This window comes from Acidimicrobiia bacterium (genome assembly GCA_016650365.1).
Lineage (GTDB): Bacteria > Actinomycetota > Acidimicrobiia > Spongiisociales > JAENVV01 > JAENVV01.
The window spans coordinates 1-17623 of sequence record JAENVV010000096.1 but is presented as its reverse complement, the minus strand read 5'-3'; the positions used below and the strand labels follow the sequence as shown (position 1 = coordinate 17623).

General features: G+C 60.4%; 20 protein-coding genes. 13 read left to right on the top strand and 7 right to left on the bottom strand.

What is annotated here, in order from left to right; translation table 11 throughout:
• Positions 1–25: 25 nt before the first annotated feature.
• The gene (locus JJE47_05435) at positions 26–1027 is read left to right on the top strand and encodes a MoaD/ThiS family protein (protein ID MBK5266859.1); all 1002 of its coding nucleotides are present in this window, start codon (positions 26–28) and stop codon (positions 1025–1027) included.
• Positions 1028–1045: 18 nt separating this feature from the next.
• On the opposite strand, the gene JJE47_05430 is transcribed toward JJE47_05435, so the two are convergent.
• Entirely contained in the window at positions 1046–1423 is a 378-nt protein-coding gene (locus tag JJE47_05430) for a CrcB family protein (protein ID MBK5266858.1), read from the bottom strand.
• Between the two features lie 65 nt (positions 1424–1488).
• Here JJE47_05430 and JJE47_05425 point away from each other — a divergent pair, with 65 nt between their 5' ends.
• From JJE47_05425 to JJE47_05400, 6 genes are read left to right on the top strand one after another with little or no spacing between them, the layout of a single operon-like run.
• A complete protein-coding gene (locus tag JJE47_05425; GenBank protein MBK5266857.1) occupies positions 1489–2580 on the top strand; it encodes a peptidoglycan DD-metalloendopeptidase family protein in 1092 nt (363 codons plus the stop codon).
• Between the two features lie 8 nt (positions 2581–2588).
• Positions 2589–3113, top strand: coding sequence for a hypothetical protein (locus JJE47_05420; GenBank protein MBK5266856.1), 525 nt, complete (start codon positions 2589–2591; stop codon positions 3111–3113).
• Positions 3110–4051, top strand: a complete 942-nt coding sequence (locus JJE47_05415; protein ID MBK5266855.1) for an asparaginase — start codon at positions 3110–3112, stop codon at positions 4049–4051. Before JJE47_05420 ends, JJE47_05415 begins: the two co-directional genes overlap by 4 nt.
• Positions 4052–4077: 26 nt before the next feature.
• Complete coding sequence (locus tag JJE47_05410; GenBank protein MBK5266854.1) at positions 4078–4953, top strand: GNAT family N-acetyltransferase; 876 nt, start codon at positions 4078–4080, stop codon at positions 4951–4953.
• Positions 4950–6170 carry a glycosyltransferase gene (locus tag JJE47_05405; protein MBK5266853.1) on the top strand — a complete coding sequence of 407 codons (1221 nt, stop codon included), beginning with the start codon at positions 4950–4952 and terminating at the stop codon, positions 6168–6170. Before JJE47_05410 ends, JJE47_05405 begins: the two co-directional genes overlap by 4 nt.
• Positions 6151–6597 carry a YbjN domain-containing protein gene (locus JJE47_05400; protein ID MBK5266852.1) on the top strand — a complete coding sequence of 149 codons (447 nt, stop codon included), beginning with the start codon at positions 6151–6153 and terminating at the stop codon, positions 6595–6597. Before JJE47_05405 ends, JJE47_05400 begins: the two co-directional genes overlap by 20 nt.
• A 289-nt stretch (positions 6598–6886) precedes the next feature.
• Here the strand turns inward: JJE47_05400 and JJE47_05395 are convergent, their stop codons facing one another.
• From JJE47_05395 to JJE47_05370, 6 genes are all read right to left on the bottom strand, one after another.
• Positions 6887–7414, bottom strand: coding sequence for a CAP domain-containing protein (locus JJE47_05395; protein MBK5266851.1), 528 nt, complete (start codon positions 7412–7414; stop codon positions 6887–6889).
• Positions 7415–7520: 106 nt separating this feature from the next.
• On the bottom strand, positions 7521–8405 hold the full coding sequence (locus tag JJE47_05390; GenBank protein MBK5266850.1) for a hypothetical protein: 885 nt from the start codon (positions 8403–8405) through the stop codon (positions 7521–7523).
• Between the two features lie 145 nt (positions 8406–8550).
• On the bottom strand, positions 8551–9357 hold the full coding sequence (locus tag JJE47_05385; protein ID MBK5266849.1) for an SAM-dependent chlorinase/fluorinase: 807 nt from the start codon (positions 9355–9357) through the stop codon (positions 8551–8553).
• A gap of 248 nt (positions 9358–9605) precedes the next feature.
• A complete protein-coding gene (locus tag JJE47_05380; GenBank protein MBK5266848.1) occupies positions 9606–10601 on the bottom strand; it encodes a c-type cytochrome in 996 nt (331 codons plus the stop codon).
• The gene (locus JJE47_05375; GenBank protein ID MBK5266847.1) at positions 10598–11392 is read right to left on the bottom strand and encodes a cbb3-type cytochrome c oxidase subunit II; all 795 of its coding nucleotides are present in this window, start codon (positions 11390–11392) and stop codon (positions 10598–10600) included. The genes JJE47_05380 and JJE47_05375 overlap by 4 nt, the downstream gene beginning before the upstream one ends.
• Positions 11389–12828: a cbb3-type cytochrome c oxidase subunit I gene (locus JJE47_05370; GenBank protein MBK5266846.1), complete on the bottom strand. Its 1440-nt coding sequence runs from the start codon at positions 12826–12828 to the stop codon at positions 11389–11391. The genes JJE47_05375 and JJE47_05370 overlap by 4 nt, the downstream gene beginning before the upstream one ends.
• Before the next feature lie 270 nt (positions 12829–13098).
• Between JJE47_05370 and JJE47_05365 the strand changes: the two genes are divergently transcribed.
• The 6 genes from JJE47_05365 to JJE47_05340 form a co-directional block, all read left to right on the top strand.
• Positions 13099–13701 (top strand): hypothetical protein, encoded by a 603-nt coding sequence (locus JJE47_05365; GenBank protein ID MBK5266845.1) that lies wholly within the window; start codon positions 13099–13101, stop codon positions 13699–13701.
• On the top strand, positions 13702–14151 hold the full coding sequence (locus tag JJE47_05360) for a 4Fe-4S binding protein (GenBank protein MBK5266844.1): 450 nt from the start codon (positions 13702–13704) through the stop codon (positions 14149–14151).
• Positions 14152–14157: 6 nt separating this feature from the next.
• Positions 14158–14931, top strand: coding sequence for a cytochrome b N-terminal domain-containing protein (locus JJE47_05355; protein MBK5266843.1), 774 nt, complete (start codon positions 14158–14160; stop codon positions 14929–14931).
• A 322-nt stretch (positions 14932–15253) separates the two neighbouring features.
• Complete coding sequence (locus JJE47_05350) at positions 15254–16087, top strand: hypothetical protein (GenBank protein MBK5266842.1); 834 nt, start codon at positions 15254–15256, stop codon at positions 16085–16087.
• A gap of 155 nt (positions 16088–16242) precedes the next feature.
• Positions 16243–16953 (top strand): Rieske 2Fe-2S domain-containing protein, encoded by a 711-nt coding sequence (locus tag JJE47_05345; GenBank protein ID MBK5266841.1) that lies wholly within the window; start codon positions 16243–16245, stop codon positions 16951–16953.
• Positions 16954–16958: 5 nt separating this feature from the next.
• Positions 16959–17623: hypothetical protein (locus tag JJE47_05340; GenBank protein MBK5266840.1), on the top strand; the 665-nt coding region annotated here is incomplete at its 3' end.

Genomic DNA, 17623 nt, shown 5'->3' with positions numbered 1-17623 from the left:
ACCCGCCGTGCATTAGCCTGTGCGGGTGGCACGTCTTCGTCTCTTCGCCAATCTGAGAGAACTGGCCGGGACCGGAAGCGTCGACATCGACGCGGATACGGTCGGTGACCTCTTGACCCAGGCCGGGTCGACCTATGGTCCTTCCTTCGTGGCGGCCCTGGACACCGCCAAAGTCTGGGTCAACGGTGAGCCGGCGACGGCCGCGGAGGCTGTGAAGCCTGGCGACGAGGTAGCTGTGATCCCACCGGTGTCTGGCGGTGCGGCCACGATCCTCGACAATCCCATGCTGGCTCCGGTGGGCGTCGTCGGATCGGCCATTCTCATATCTGTCGCCAACGCCTATCTGTCCGTTGCCTGGTTTGCGGCAGCGGTGGTCCTCGTACTGAGCCTCTGGGCGGTCGACATCGTCCGGCAAACCAACTCGGGTGGGATGGCTATGCAGCTTCCGCCGGTTCTCATCGGGATCATGGCAGGGACCGCCTTCGTGGTGGCCTCGCCCGGTGATACCAGGGGCTTTGAGGCGTTCGGGTTGGTGATGGTCGTCTCGTTGATCGTCTCGCTCGTTTGGTCGGTCGCCGTTGAGGAGGCCCGCCATTTGTCGGCGGTGGCGAGCACGACCGTGATGACGACGATGGCGGCCTTGGCGGCCGCCTCCATGATGGCTGCCCGATTGGTTGGAGGGCCGACCGTTCTCGGAGTGTTCCTCGTGCAGGTGATCGTGGCTGCGGTTGCGACGGTCGTTGCCTTCCGGGTAGCGATCCTTGACCCCAGCATCGTTGGGTCGCTTGGCGCCATCATCGCCGGTGTCATTGCCGCCAGTCTCTGGGGTCTACCGATCGTTGAGTTCGTCCTCGTCGGGGTAGCCGTTGCTTTGGCGCTGTTGGCCGGGAAGGGTTTTGGCGGACTGTGCCGAACCGGTGAGCCGTACGTGATCGACCGTCCGCCCGGGATTCTTGGTGACCTCGATGGGGCCGTACTGGCCGCCGGGATCATGCTGCCGATCTTCTTGTTGGTTACGGCCGCATAGCCGCCCCGGCCAGAGGTGCTAGCCCGTCCAGAAGAGGCGTCCGAGGGCCAATCCGGCTGCGGCAGCCGCGACACCGGCGAGCAATGATCCAAACAGGTTCGTCAATCCGAGGGCCATCTCACCGCGACTAACCAGCTCCACCGACTCAACGGTCCAGGTGCTGAAGGTCGTAAACCCACCCAGTACCCCGACCGTTAGGCCGGTGCGAGCGGCTATGTCCCATTCCGGGTGATTGGAGGCGAGCGACGCCACAAGCCCGAGGATGAACGCACCGGTTATGTTGACGAAGAACGTTCCCCAATGGATTCCCGGGAGATCCTTCATCCAGCTTCCAATGGCGTATCGTCCGGCCGAGCCGACGGCTCCACCGAGGGCCACAAACATAAGTGTCTTCACCACTCGCCAGCCTAATGGTCGCGAAAACCATCTTTGTGTCGGGGTGCGGGTTTAGCCTATTGAGCGTGCGAATCTCTACATCAGTTTTTCTGGTGCTGTCGTTGGTGCTCGGGCTGACGGCCTGGGATCCCACCCCAGCCATTTCGATTGACCGTCAAGCGGTTGATGAAGCTTGTGCGGCTTCAAAACACGCCTTGACCGTCGTTGAGGACGGAGCGTCCCGGCTCGATGTGGCGGTCAGGCGATACGTTGAGATCAACAATCAGCTTGAGCAACAATCCCTGGAAACCTTCGGGCTGCGGGCCGAAGCAGCAGATAAGTCCGATGCCGTGTCGGGTCTTCGCCAGGTTGTCAATGATCAGGCCGTAAAGCTCTACATGACCGGTTCGGCCACGCAAGGGTCATCGCTACTTGGTTCTCAGTCCATCACAGACTTCTTGACTGGCCGTCAAATGCTTTCCGGCCTGAGCGAGCGCAGTTTTGACACCGCGGTCGAATTGGAAAGCCAAATTCAGGATCTTCTTGCACTGAATGACGAGTTGCAGGCTCGCAACGATCAGCTCGATGACCTGCGAGCCGAGCTGGAACAGCTCGCCCTGGAGACCAACCAGGCCCTGCAGGCTGCCCAGATGGCCTACTTCGACCTCGACACCGAATGTGCCCGGCTCTACAACGAATATCAGGCCGAGCAGCGGCGACTTGAGGCCGAACGAGTGGCCCGTGCCACCGGTGGTCTGTCGATGGAGGCCACGCCGGGGTTTGTATGCCCGGTCCGCCAGCCATTCTCGTTTGTCAACGACTGGGGGTTCCCCCGCGACGGTGGCGCTCGAACCCACAAAGGAACGGATGTGTTTACCCCGTACGGCCAGGAGCAGTATGCCGTCGCCAACGGAACCATCGAACTGTTATCTGGTGGCCTCGGCGGGACTGCCATCTGGTTGGTGTCAGACTATGGAGTCCGTTTCTATTACGCTCACATGAGCGGGTATGCGCCGGGACTGACGAACGGCCAAACCGTGGCCATTGGCGACCTTGTCGGATACACCGGGAACACCGGCAACGCCAGGACAACACCGCCTCATCTTCATTTTGGAATACGAGCGTCGGCGGGGAGCTGGGTTAACCCCTATCCTACGTTGGCACGAACTTGCGGATAAGGAGCATTGTGAGCGAGAAACGACGTCGAATCGATCAGATTCTCGACCCGGCCTATGTTGTGAACCTGACGGGCCTTGAGCTTGGCGAGCTTCGTGATCGGCGCCAATTGGCTGCTGACGTCGAAAGCGAGCTTTCGTATTATCGCCGGATGCTGCACGGTCGCATGGACCTGCTCAACTTTGAGTTGGCGCGCCGCCGCGGAGACGAGAAGCGCTCCCTCATTGAAGCGCTGCCCGAAATTCTCGGGGCAGGGGAGCGCGCTGGCGGGCAGACCGGCCGGGTCCGGGGAGAGTTCGACCTGGCGTTCGCCGGTGACGGGAATCGTCCGATCGACGCAGCCCTCCAGGACGATTTCCTAACACATGTCTATGACCTCGAAGTGGCCGAACTCGAGGATATTCTCACGGCTCTCACCGAGGCCGAACGCGAGGTGTCGGAGACCCGACGGTCGATCCAGGTTGTCTTCGACACGGTTCAACAAGTCATCTCCGATCGATATCGAGAGACTGTTGTCGGCGACCTCCCCGATTGACCCTGCTCGGTCGAGTAATTCGTAGCGGGGTTGTCGAAGCAGAACACCACGGTGCGGTCGCGGTGGTGGCCCCTGACGGTCGGTTGATTGCATCCATGGGTGACATTGATCGGGTCTTCCATGGTCGTTCGTCTCTGAAACCCTTCCAGGCCAGGGCGGCTCTTGATCTGGGGGCGTTGGTGACCGGACCTTCCCTGGCCGTCTCCTGCGCCAGCCACGGTGGACTTCCGATTCATGTCGCCTATGTCAGAAGCATGCTTGCCCGGGTCGGTCTCACCGAAGCGTCGCTCCTCACGCCGGCGACCTGGCCCGCCAGTGATGACCAGGGTCGGCGTTACTTCGCTGCCGGCCAGACCCATCCCCTTCCGATCTGGCACGGCTGCTCGGGTAAGCACGCTGCCATGCTCCAGGCCTGCGTAGTCGCCGGTTTCCCAACTGAGTCATACCTTTCGTTCGATCATCCCCTTCAAGCCCGGATCCGGAATCGCCTGGCGGAAGCGCTTGGGCACGATCTCTCGGATCCCGCGGTCGACGGGTGCGGAGCCCCGGTGTACGAGGTGTCCGTCCGATCATTGGCAGGGGCCTTCGCCCGGCTAGCCGTTCACCCAGAGTATCGGGACATCTGGACGGCGATGCACCGTTATCCCGCCCTGGTTGGTGAGAACCCGCGAGCCGATCAGTTGGCTGCGACGGTGGCTGAGGCGGCTGCCAAGGTCGGCGCGGAAGGACTTATCGGGGTCGGCTTACGGTCTCAGTTCGGCATAGCGATCAAATCGTGGGATGGTTCCATAAGAGGAATCGAAGCTGGACTGGTGGGAACGATGGAACAACTCGGGCTACTGAATGGTTCTTCACGTCGTCTGTTACGTGAGCGCCTCATCGTGCTTGGCGGGGGCGAACCTCAAGGTCATGTCGAACCGACTGTGGAACTGGTGTGAGTTCATTTTCTGATCCTCGATTTCTGATGTCGCCTGTGGCGGATCGACTCGGACCTTTTCCGCACGGCGACTTCCTCGACACGGTTTGGAAACACACAGCTGGTCCAACCGACGAGCTGTGGATTGTGAGTGATGAGCGGGGATTGGTCCCGTTATCGGTGGTTGGAAACACGATCCGGTTCGTGGGGAGTGCCGACTTGGTCGACTATCGCAGTCCGCTGGGGGAGAGCACTGCTGACCTCATCGCCGGCGCTATTGGGTCCCGGCCGCAGGGACTAAGGATCGTCGCCGATTCACTGCCCCGTCCGGCCGCCGATGTCGTGGTCAAGGGACTTGCGGCGGCCGGTCTTGAGGCAACCGTCGAGGAACACTCGTTGGCAGCCGTGCTTCAGCTTCCGGATAGTTTTGAAGAGTATCTGGAGCGCCTCGGCAAGAAAGAGCGGCACGAGACCCGCCGGAAACGCCGTCGGTACGAGGCGGAACTCGGCGAGGTTCGTTTCGATCGCGAATCTTTGCCTGGCCCCCGATTTGACGAGTTTGTCATGTTTCATCGCCAGTCACCTGGTGACAAAGGTGGTTTCATGACAGATGAGATGGTGGCCTACTTCCGAGACCTGTTGGAACTCGATGGATGGGGTATTGATGCGCTCGTTGATGACCGCGATGCGATGGTCGCAGGTGGGTTTGGCTACCAGGCTCAAGACGCTTATTTCTTGTATAACAGTACGTTCGACCCAGCCAGGGGCGACCTATCGCCAGGTGTCGTACTCATTTCTAGCCTGATCGATCTTGCCATCGACAACGGCGCGACCGTATTCGATTTTCTCAAAGGTGACGAGAACTACAAGTTCCGACTCGGTGCCGAGCCGCGACCCTTGTACATCGTGACGGCCATGACATGATCGACCGCGTTGCCTATCTCAGCTTGCACACCTCGCCACTCGTCCAACCGGGCAGCGGCGACGCCGGAGGCATGAATGTCTACATCGATGAACTGGCCAGAACCATGGCCGGGCGCGGCGTCCATGTCGACGTCTTCACGAGGGCAGTTGATCCCAACCAGCCTCCCATCGTCATCGTCAATGATCACTATCGGGTTATCCACATCGCGGCCGGACCCATGTTTGACCTGCCGATTATCCAACTCACCGAGTATGTGTTCGAGTTTGCCGAGTCAGTCTGCGAATGGGCCAAAACAACCGGTACCAGATATGACATCGTTCACTCCCACTACTGGCTGTCTGGCTGGGCGGGTCTGATGGTCAAACGGATTCTGGGAATTCCCCTCGCAAACTCTTTCCATACGCTCGCCAGAGTCAAGGATGCTACGCGCAGGCCAGACGAACGTCCGAGCGCCCTGGTGAGGATCGCCGCCGAACATGACGTCATCGCCGGTTCCGATTGCGTCATTTCGTCCACTCGGGCCGAGTATGACGATTTGCTCACTCACTACGGCGCCGACCCGACCCGGCTCTGCACCTCACCTCCTGGCGTCGACCACGAACTGTTCAAACCCGGCGACCAGAAAGCCGCCCGTACCTCTCTGGGTTTCCCGCTTGACGATCCATTGGTTCTGTTTGTCGGCCGTATCCAGGCTCTCAAAGGAGTCGACGTGGCTTTCGATGCCTTCGAGAAGGTGCAGGCCGGGCTGTCGGCCGCCCGGATGATCATCGTCGGCGGGCCAAGCGGACCGAACGGGGAGGCGGAGGCTTCGGCGCTTCGTGAGAACATCGACCATCGTGGCCTGGGACATCTGGTGGATTTTTATCTCCCGGTTCCCCACCGTGAGCTGGGGGTCTTTTATCAGGCGGCCGACGTCCTGGTGTTCCCATCAAGGTCCGAATCGTTTGGCCTCGTGGCGGCCGAAGCCGAGGCGTGCGGTACGCCAGTGGTCGCCGCCAGGGTGGGCGGCCTTCCGTATGTCGTTTCAGACGGCAACTCCGGAGTGCTTATCGACGGGTGGGAATCAGGCGATTATGCCGATGCGTTGACCCGGATCCTTACCGACGCGAACTACCGCCAACAGCTATCTGCTGGAGCGATCGCGTTTTCTGAGCAGTTCTCCTGGGCGTCGACCGCCCATCGGCTACTTGAGTTGTATGCCGGTATCCAGGGCTGAAGCTGCCGCAGTTCTCGCCGAGACGGTTGAGGCATGGCTGGCCGACTCCGAAAACGACGTTGTGTATTCCGAGGAGGTTGATGGCTACCTCGTCATCAGGATGCGTCAGTCGGTGAGAGATTTCACGTCCGTATGGTTTATGGTTGGTGAGCGGTCGATTCAGATCGAAGCCTATGTGCTACCGGCGCCAGACGACGACCACTCAGCGGTTTTCCGGCAATGTCTGGTGCGGAACCGAAAGGCCTGGCGGGTTCACTACATGGTGGGACAAGACGGCGGACTTGTGCTCCACGGGCGGCTCGCCAATGAAGTTGTCAACAGCTCCGAATTGAGCCTGCTGCTCGCCGAGATCTACGACGCCATCGAAGTCGGTTTTCGCCCGTTAATACGGGCTGGATGGCCTACCGAAACGGGTCGCGAAAAATAGGGTTGAGAAACTTGTTCACACCGGTTGTGCACAAGCGCCTGTGGAAACCTGTGGATACTGTGGATTATTCACTCGTGGAGTGCCCGGCGTGCATACACAGGGTCGGCCCGTGATAGTTAGCGTTAGTTATACGTCGTTAACCGTCGGGATCAAGAGGGTTGACGCATAGAACTATGTCTCGTAGATTCGGTTACAAGCAACGCCCAAGGTGCTGCGGCAATCAACAACCGTTCGGGGAAGTGCGGGAGTACGTTTTGTCGGGGTTCCTTGGGCGTTTGCGTTGTGAGGCCTATGGCTCCAGACCCACTCCGAGTGTCGCCGCCACCCCGGCATCGATCATCAGCTCGAAATCTGGTTTGGGTTGATACCCACCGAGGGTCTTCATAAAGAGAACCGTGACATAGATGCGACCGTTCGGGTCGACCTCGGACGCAACCCCTACCCGGTCATAATCGCCCATGATGTTGGCGCGGTGGGTTGGTGAGGCCATAAATGCCTTATGGAGCTTCGTGACGTTAGGCCCATAACCAACGTTTTCGCCGATTGACTGCCAACCGGTGGTGAAATTCGTAAGGTCGGATGAGTGGTAGATGTCGCCGTGCGCCATCATGGCCGCCGTGTGGACGATCGCGTCATCTACGAGGTCGTCGTATGGGACGAGTGGGCTAAGCCCCCCGGCGATTCGCTCGTCGTTCAGCAGTGCCACAAACTGGCCATCAAGATCCCCATCGGCGATGGCAGTCGCCACTATTGGCGCCTGGGATGGCCCGGGTCGAGGGGGAGCGGCCGCCACGGCGGTTACCAAACCGACCGTCAAGGCGACTGTAAGAGTAAGAACTATCGCCAGGCGCATGCCGGTTGTATCGGCACGTGACCACGAACATTGAGCCACGCCGCGCTGGCGACTCAAGCCTGAACCAGGTCTACAGGGCGAGCCCGAACATGAGTTCACGCAGATTGACCGGCTTGGTCTCGTAGGTATGCAGGTCGATCCGCATCGAGCCGAGCCGGAGGCCCTGCATACCTTCTCCGTGGTTGGTCCGAACCCGTAAGACTCCCTCGGTGTATTCCAGAACACCCAGACCCAGGCAAGCACCGAAACCATCCTGGACGCCCACGACCATCCCCGCCAGTCGATCGAGATCGAGACCGGTCGGAAGCGTCGGAGCAAATACGGTTGGCTTTATGCGCCAGGCTTCGAGGGGATGGGATAAGGCTTTGCCAAACTGCTGAACCCGTACTTCCGAGCGAACATCAGGTGACACCGGTACCAGGTCGGGATGCACTTCGGCAGTTACCACATCGACTGAGAAAAACCGTTGGAGCATACCGATGATTGGGTCAAGTTCAGACCCACGTTGCAGGCCGACCACCAGTCGCGGGTGGCAGGTCTCGACTTTGTGGTATTTCAGCGTTTGGCCGACCACGCCCGACACTGTTCCGGTGGTGTCGATCACGACCAGGTCGGCTGAGGCATGAGCTTGCTCAACGAGCGCCGCCGTCGCCAAGACCATTTGAAGGACCAGGCGGGCCGGATTGGTACTTCCGACGAAGCGCACCGCGTCTGCCTCTGAAATGGTCCCGAGGTCCTCGACGCTGCGGACCCATTTCAGTCCTACACATCCTGGAGGTCCGACCGTCGACTGAGCAACGTCGGCATCGACATAGGCGGTCACCTTGCCCTGGCTGGCTGCCTGTCGCAGGATCTCGCCGGCCAGGGTCGATTTCCCGGTGTCGGGCGCCCCGATGAGCATGACGACGCCGCCTTGGGCTGCGACGGAGGACGCAAGCTGTGTGTGATCAGTCACCAGCGAATGGTAACTGGCGGCGGGGTTACGTGGATCGCTCGGTAGCATGGCCCCCTATGCGACCCGCCACCACCTTCGTGATTATTGCGCTGCTAGCCATTCTCGCCGTTGCGGGAGCCGTTTCGATTATTCAGTTGAATTCGCCTTAGGACCTGGCGAACGTGACCGGGCGCTCCAGCCCGATCGAGAGCTCGTCCGAGGCGCGTCCCTGGCGGACGGATAGAGCCACCAGACCTTGCGAATCCACCACCGCCATCAACGTGCCCTCTTCGACTCGGCCGTAGGTGTCGACCAATTGGACCACTCGTTCGTTGAGTCCAACTTTGATGGTCATGGTGTCGCCGAAGCCGATCCCGATTTCTGCCAGGTCTTCTGGTCCAATATTCGTTTGCACATTCCCAAATCGATCGATCCACCAGGTGTGTCCACTGACGGTGGTATCAGTTACCTCCGGCAGCGGAAGGATCATGGGCTTGAGCGAGGCGGGATCGATGGCGTCACCAAGATCTTCAATGCGGGCCTCGCCGGATGCCAGCACGGCTGCGGCCGGTCCGAACCGATCCCGGCCGTCGAAGGTGGCTCCGGCCGACGGGATGACAAAATCGGGATTCACCAGCGTATAGGCGGCCCGGGCTCCGCCCACGAGAGCCACCGCTGGAGACAGAAGTCCATTGTCGGGTCCGACAAAGTATCCCCAGTCCGTCTCGACAGCGATCGGGAGTCGATCGGTGCCAACTCCTGGATCGACGACCCCCAACGCCACCCCTTCTGGCAGGTACTGAATGGCTCGCATGAGCGACAGGGCGCCTGAGCGGACGGATCCCGGATGGACGGAATGATTCACGTCTATGACCCGGGTTTCCGGGCTCATCTTGGCGATGACTCCATGGACGACTCCTACGAACTCATCCTCGTATCCGAAGTCAGAAAGGAAAGATACGAACGTTGTCATTATGAAAAACTCCAAAAAAGGCTCAAGCTGGTCAGGGTTGTGACCGATACTAGGGGGGTACGGGAGCGCTTCGGTGTTCCCGTAAAGGAGACAACTGAAGCGCTACGGAAACCCTTGGGCACGTTCAAAGAACCCAAGGTGTATCGGAAGCCTCCCAGCCCGCCCCAGTGGTGTGGATGTTGACTCCTTAAGAAAGTGTCGGACCCTTCGGGGTCCGACACTTATTTAAGCTCGTATTCGGCAGCGGACTAAGGGGCCGTGGTGGTTGGCGTTTCGCCGGTTGGAACCGTCGAGTCCGTGGTGGTTGTGCCATCCGCCGGAGCTGCTGCCAGACCGCAATCCGCGATGGCGGTATCGAGGGGCTCGCCTCCGAATGCCACCCGCTCGTACAGCACCACCGAACGAATCTCTTCTTCGGAAAGCGACTCCCCCCAGGCTTGCATGCCGCCAGCCACCGGCTTACTGATGTCACCGTAGGTATTTCCGAACTGGGCTTGCCACCCGGCTGATCCGAGTGTGACCCAGGTCACATGATCCGAACAAGACGAGAACGTGGTCAAGACGGATCCACCACTAAGAGCTGGTCCGGCCCCACCTTGTCCGTTGGCTCCGTGGCAGGCGGCGCACGTTACGTATGTCGCACTGCCATTGGCGATGAAGTCGGTCTGGCCGCCGCCACCGCCTCCGACCCCCTTATAGGCAGACAGGTCGCAATTGACGAGCTCGTTGCGAAAATCGATGGCAAGTTGCCCGGCTTTACCGCAATCGGGTCCGGCCGAGTTGACCGTAATGTATCCGACAGCGAACAACGGTAGGATTGTGAAGAGGCCAAGCATCCATATCGGTATGACGGATCTGGTGCGTTCTTTGATCCCGGCGGTTCGAACGGTCGTGACTTGATCCCATTCGTATGACTCTTCGATCGTGACGGTCTCGGGGATCGGGGCCGCCGCCACCATGCGAGTTGGTGCGTCATCCGGCGCGGGTATCGGCGCAGATGCCGCCGGCGCCGCTTGGGGGGCCGGTTCCGGGGTGGCCGTTTCCACGACGGACCCGGCCGCTTCAGGGGCGGAACCAGGTTCAGGAGTGGCTGCTGTGGTTGCCGGGGTGGCCCCGCCGCCAGCCCAGGCCGCCAGCACGGCATCCACCGTGGTTCCGGTGGCTTCGGCTCGTGCCTTGGCGGAGCGCATAACGAGATCTTCTGGCCCGCCGATGTTGGCGGCTGCCGCAGCTAGGTCGCTCATTCGGATTCCTTAAGGTATGTGAGCAACGCGTTCAGATCATCTGGTGACAGATGCGCGAAGCTAGGCATCAACGAGTCGGGATTGAGACTCTTCGGGTCGACCAGGACGGTTCGCAACTTGGCCTCATCGTCCTCGTAGCGGGTCTCGACGTGGGTTAGGTCGGGCCCGATCCGGACGAAGCCGAGGGTGGGGGGACCGACGGCCGGACTTGTCCCTGGTTCAGAAACCGGGCCGAGACCGACATCGGTGACGACCGAGCGGACCTGCTGGGTGTGGCAGTACATGCAGCCCTCCTGCAGGTAGACCGTTCGACCGGCCAGTGCTTGACTCGAAAGTATGGGAGTCGTTCCTGGTATTTGATCGGCGGCCGCATTGCGAGCATCAAGCGCCGGCACTCCGACTGCCAGCAGGGCACTCACAGTGAAGATGATCACCAGGACGGCCAGTGCCATGATGGGGTGATCGGTACGTCCTACGAGCAGGGGAGCTGCATCGGGATCGGGGCGAGCCGCCACCAGGACCGGGGCTGGAGCAACGGTCTCCGGCGGTGCCACGCTGGCTGCCACTTCGGTGGGGACGATTGTCGATGGTGGGGTCTCTGCCAACGGGGGCTCAGGAGCCGGTGCCGTCGGGGCGGCTGCTGCCGTGGGAGTGATCGCTTCGCCTCCACCCCAGGCGCCGAGCACGGCTTCGACGCTGGTCCCGGTGGCCGTCGCCCGTGCCTGGGCCGACCTCATCACCAGTGATTCGGGAACTCCGGTGGCCGCCGCGATGGACGCTGCATCGCTCACGACGCCACCTCCTCGTCGGCGAACACAAGCAATTCCCTTGTCGTGGTCTGGCCCGATGTGAACGTGCGCCAGACGTTGTAGACGTACAACAGGGCGGCGGCCGCGATCACGAGCATTCCCAGGAGTCCGAGTGAATAGAGACCGCCCACCGCGTCAGCCGTAGCCGAGAAGCCGTCACCGGCGATGGCTGAGGTACCTGAATAGGCCGCTGAGACCCACGTGTAGCCAGACGCAAGGCCTGCGGCCCATAACGCTCCGGAAGCCAATAGGACCCCGGTCAACAGCAGTCGCAGCTGGGTTCTGGCGAGTGATGGCGAGAATATGCGACGTCCTGCGGTCCGTGGAATGGCGTGGTACCCAAACGCGCAGGCGAACAGCGTTCCGACCCCCCACACCGAAGCCAACTGGGTTCCTGAAACAAACGTCGTCAGGCCCACCACTGCTGACACGCTGCGGAATCCTTGCGTTCCGGCCACGAGCGCCACGAATACGGCTGCCAGGCTGCCCACGATGGCGAATTGGACATCGGCGTGGGTGCGGAGCATGTCCCACTTCCCGCTCATGGTCCCGACCAGATTGGCCAGTACTGCCACGGCCGGGATGATCATTCCGAGGGCGAAAACTGCCCCGATGCTTTCGGCCCAGTCACCGACCGGGCCGTATATCTGGCTGGCCAAACCGGCCCAGAGAGAGGTGATGACGAGTGACCAAAAGCCGACCATGGCCAGCGAACGACTGTACAGCGGGTTTCCGGTCGTCTTCGGAACGATGTAATAGGCGCCACCGATGCCAATTCCTACCGCCCACATCGCGTAGATGGTCGAGGTGTAGAACTCATTCTGGATCAGGCCACCGACCACGGCTTCCCCGGGGATATTGCCGACGATGGTCGCTCCGATCAGCCAGACCAGGCCTGCCAGCACGTAATAGAGGCTGACGTACGTTGAGGTCTCGGTTCGATGACGGATGGTTTGGGCCGTCACGGCCAGCGGTACGAGATAGGTGGCGAGCAACACCGCATCGGCGATGAAGTGAACATCGGCGAGTGGGCGCCCGTCGGTGTACCCGAGACCGATCCCTACTACCGCCAGGACTGTTACCGCTGCGCTGGCGAACGTCGCCAACACCGCCACCGGCTCGTTCCAGAGCCGGGCACCGGTCAATCGGGGCAGGAGGTAGTAGATGATGGCCAGGTTCGAGAACGTCAGCCAACCAAGAAGAGCGGTGGTATCGGCCATCGGCTGGAGGCGACCGTACGACAGAAAGGATGTGTTTGACAAGAAGTCCGGATAGGCCAGCTTCAGCGTCGCAAGAACCTGAAGGCCGCCGGCGAGGAGAAGAAAGATCCCGGCCAGAAGGAGTGCCACCCGGCCGGCCGAATCGGCTCCCCGAATGATTCCCGCTGCTGAGCGGTTCTCTTCTGCGGTGATGGTCAAGCTGGCGCTCCTTCAGCTATCCGTGACTGTGTGGGCGGAGCGCAGCATACTCGACTGACGGCCCGCGTTCGATATCTTGGCTCGCATTCTGCCCGGCCCACGTATGGTGAGTCAAAGTGGACGGGAAAGGTTATGTGATCGCCTGTTCGTGGCGTATTGTGGATTGAGCAACGGGACCTCGATGTGCTAGAACTGCGATGGCAGTTACGCAGCTTGGACTCGCTCGCCGTCACTTGCTATCGGGTCCGAAGAGGAACAGACCAAAAGCCTATGAACTGGGTATACGACCAAAAGAAACGCACTCGGATTGGCAGCGCCGCGATGGTGTTTGGTTTGTTTGCCGCGGTGGCTGGTCTATCCATAGCGGTTGTGTTCGGCAACGAGCTACTGGTCTCGCCCGAATTCCTGAGAGACAGCTTCCTCGACATGCCGCGCTGGTTACCGGTTACGTTCGGTCAGATCACCGCGGCGGCCGGTTCGCAATTCATCATTGCCGGTGCCTTCCTTGTGTGGGTGACCGGCAAACCGATGACCTGGGCCAGAGCGGGGTTTGCCACGTTTCTCACGTGGTACGAACTCGTCCTCTTTTACGGCATTATTCCCTCTGAGTGGCTGAACCTCACCCAGGGTCCGCTCGGTTGGACCACGCAGAAGGTGTTCCTAACCGTCCCCAAATGGCTCGTTCTCAACAACGACGTCGAGATTTCCTTTGCCGTCCTCAAGGACGCCGTGTCCGGTGGATATCATGCGGTTGTGCTTGGGTTGGGTATTTTGCTTGCCTCCAAGATCCAGGGATTTGGCCTCGGCGCTCCCAGCCCGAAGGCTGAGGTCTCCTCTCCATATGGGCGTCCGCTTTCGAAGGCGATCAAGTAGATGGCAACGGCTCGCGACGTATGGGTGGAGGTTCCGCCGATCCGCGACGACTATCAGTTGGCCGTGGTCGATGGCGCCTACTTGTTGGGCCAGGTCAAGCCAAAGCAGTTTCTCCACATCGACCAGTCAGAGTGCATCCTGTGTGAAGGATGTGTGGATATTTGCCCATGGAAATGTATCCACTACTTGTCGCTTGATGCCATCCAGGAAGGGAGCAACGTTGCCCACCCCAGAGAGAGCGAAGGCGCCAAGGGGTTTTTCCTGGTCGACGAGAACGAGTGCACCCGTTGTGCGCTCTGTGTTGATCGGTGTCCGACTGGCGTCATCACGCTTGGGAAGTTCGAAGGCTCTCTATCTGCCGAAGTCGAGACAGCAGGACTGGCTCCCTGGGACATCGATACCGGGCAGCGCGATTACAAGAACGGTTACGTCTACGGACTACGGATGTAGGAACTGATGGCAAACGGAATCATCGAAAAAGTCAAAGAGCAAGCCACCTCCATCTGGGAGAAGGTCCACGGAAGTCAGGTGGCAGAGTCGATTCTGCGGCCCGGTTCACCGTTTAAGAAGGGCTACTCGGACACGCCACGTAACCGCTCTTACGTGATCATGAACAACGTTCTCTACCACCTCCACCCGGTAAAGGTGAAGCGCCACGGGGTGCGACTCTCTTACACGCTGTGCCTGGGTGGGATCAGCTTCTTCCTGTTCATCCTGTTGACCATTACCGGCATCTTCCTGATGTTCTATTACGCCCCAACCGCAGAGGCGGCCTACTCGGATGTCGCCGCTTTGTCTACGTCGGTGGCGTTTGGTTCGCTGGTCAGGAACATGCACCGGTGGGGTGCTCACTTCATGGTGCTTTCGGTGTTCTTGCACATGAGCCGGGTGTTCTATCACGGTGCATACAAACCGCCTCGCGAATTCAACTGGGTAGTCGGGGTAATCCTCTTGCTTCTGACCCTGCTGTTGTCCTTCACCGGGTATCTGTTGCCGTGGGACCAGTTGGCACTTTGGGCTGTCACGGTCGGTACCAACATGGCTGGATTCGTGCCCGTGTTCGGCGGCCAGGTCAAATTCCTCCTGCTGGGTTCCGTAGAGGTAACCGCTGACACCATCCTGCGATGGTACGTGCTCCATGTTCTCTTTTTCCCATTCATTATTGTCATCTTCATGGCCGTGCATTTCTGGCGGGTCCGCAAAGATGGCGGAATTTCCGGTCCGTTGTAAGGAGTGATGAGTGTCTGACATTCCAGAACATTTGCTCCGGCGATCGGCCGAAGCCAAAGCCAAAGCACTCGGCGTTCCGGTCGAAGAGATTCTCGCTGAAATGACGGGGGAAGCCCCTCCAACGCCCATGGACATTGGCGAACAGCCAAAGGTCGAAACGGTGGCGGCCGCCGAACCGGCTACCCCAGCCGCGGGGCCAGTCGCCGAGCCGGAGACTCCGTCCCAGGAGCCGGCGCCCCAGGCGCAGGTAGTAGCCGCCTCGTCGCCTGATGCCGGTGCAGCTGGAGAAATTGACTATGACGCGGCGGCCGCCAAAGCCGGGATGCCGGCGTCGCTGCTTAAACGCTCCGTCGAGGCGAAAGCCAAGGCAAGTGGTGTTTCGGCTGCCAGCGTTCTGGCCGAAATGTTGGGCGAAGAAGCCCCGGCTGCGTCGACGGCGGCCTCAGTTCCGCCCGCCGATGAGTCCGCACCGGTTGCGGAGATCACCGAGTCGGTCGCCGAAGTTGTCGAGATTCCGGTCGCCGAGCCGGCCGCAGCAGCCAGTGTTGCCGCCGAACCTCCGGCGGTGGGTCGTTCTGGAGGAGCCACCGCGGTTGCGGCTCGCCCGCTCGCTCAACCGGAGGCCGTGCCGGAGGGAGTTCGGACCCAGCGACTGCTCACGGTCGTCAAGGCGAACGCTATTCAACAGGTCAAATCAGAGCCGACCGATAAGGTCAGCACGTGGCCGCATCTCATGATCATGGAGTTTGCGGCACTCCTGGCGGTGACCGCGGTCCTCATTGTGTTGTCGGTGATTCTGCAGGCACCACTGCTCGAGTCTGCCAACTTCAATGCGACCCCGAACCCGTCGAAGGCACCGTGGTACTTCCTCGGTCTCCAGGAATTGTTGTCGTATTTCGATCCGCAGATCGCGGGCGTAACGGTTCCGACCATCATCGGCCTCGTCGGGTTCATGGCGATCCCCTACGTTGACCGGAACCCTTCAACCAAACCATCTGACCGTAAGTTCGCGATCTTCATGTACACGTTCTTCATGATGGGTGCCGCCACGCTCACCATCTTCGGAGTCTTGTTCCGGGGGCCTGGGTTCAACTTCACCTACCCATGGGCGGATGGCATATTCTTCGACGACTTGAAAGACTGGGTGAACTTCTGATGACCGCGCCCCAGATTCTCACCATATTGGGCTCGATCCTGTTCGTCCTTGGCGGTTTGGCGACCTTTGTCATCGCTTATCGGCGGGGGCCGAACTCATGGGAAGAACAGTTGGATAAGGATGCCCGCAAGGCAGACCGGAGCCGGATTCCGTCCATGTTTACACGGTCCAAGGTGGCTGAAGTATCCGAACCGACCGTCGAATCCCCGGTGGCTTCGGTGGCGGTGGCGGTGGCGGTCGCTGAGGAACCCATCGAGAAGGTCCATCCGGTGGTGGAGCTATCGGCTTCCGAGCAGGGTGTCAACCGTCGCCAATTCTTCAACCGGGCACTGGCCGCCTCGTTCTTCGGGACCCTCGGTACGTTCGGCGTTGCCTCGCTGGCGTTTAGCTGGCCGAAGGTGAGTGGCGGATTCGGATCGGATGTGAGTGCCGGACCAGTTCAAGCCATCAAGGATGCCATTGCCCAACCAGATGGCACCATCACTCCATTTTATCTGCCGGCCGCCAAGGCGTGGATCGTGCCGGTTTCAGACTCCGTTCTTCCCAATTCTCAATTCGCCGAAGACCTAACCGTCGCCGACGGGTTGAGCGCCCTCTGGCAGAAGTGCGTCCACCTCGGTTGTGCGGTGCCATGGTGCCAGAGCTCGCAGGGCTTCGAATGTCCCTGCCACGGTTCGAAATACAATCAGATCGGCGAGTACGAAGCAGGCCCTGCCCCCCGTAATCTCGACCGGTTCGTCGTGGAGATTGACTCCAAAGGTGAGTTCATCATCAAAACTGGTTCGGTCATTCCGACGGAACGGGCTCCGGTCAAGAGTGTCAAATACCCACAGGGTGTTTTCTGCACAGCGGCGGCTGCCGAATGAGCGGGATGGTCATTGTTGTTGCCGCGCTTGTTGCGATCGGGTGGCTGGCGTTCCTCGTAGCCAACGGGTTACGGGGTCGAAGCCAGGATGCCGTGGCTCCCAACTTGTCGCTTTACAAGACTGATGACGAGCTTGAGAACCGTCGCCTCGATCGCGTCCTCGGAGTAGCGGTCATTCTCTCTGCCTTTCTGGCGGTTTCGTTGCCGGTGTATTACCTCGGCGAACGCAACCGGCAGGAGTCGTTTGTGGTTGAATTTGATGACGTCGCCGTTCACCGCGGCAGTCTTCACGTGACTGAGTTTAAGTGTGCCGGCTGCCATGGCGAGGGTCTCGTTGGTGGGGTCGCGACCTATGTGGACGCCCGGTCCGGGGTTACCGTCAGTTGGGCGGCCCCATCGCTGAATGACATCTTTTATCGGTATGACCGCGACGAGGTGAAGTTCTGGCTCACGTACGGTCGGGCGGGTAGCCCGATGCCGGCCTGGGGTCTGGCCGGTAATGGGCCGATGAACGATGCCCAGCTCGAAGTAGTTCTCGATTACCTGAAGTCCATCCAGGTCAGTCAGACCGACGCCGTCGCCAGGGCCGACTCGCTGATCACGGCTGCGATCAGCGGTTTGGGTACCGCCGACGCCACGGTGACCGGCTCCATTGCCAAGCAGGAAGAACT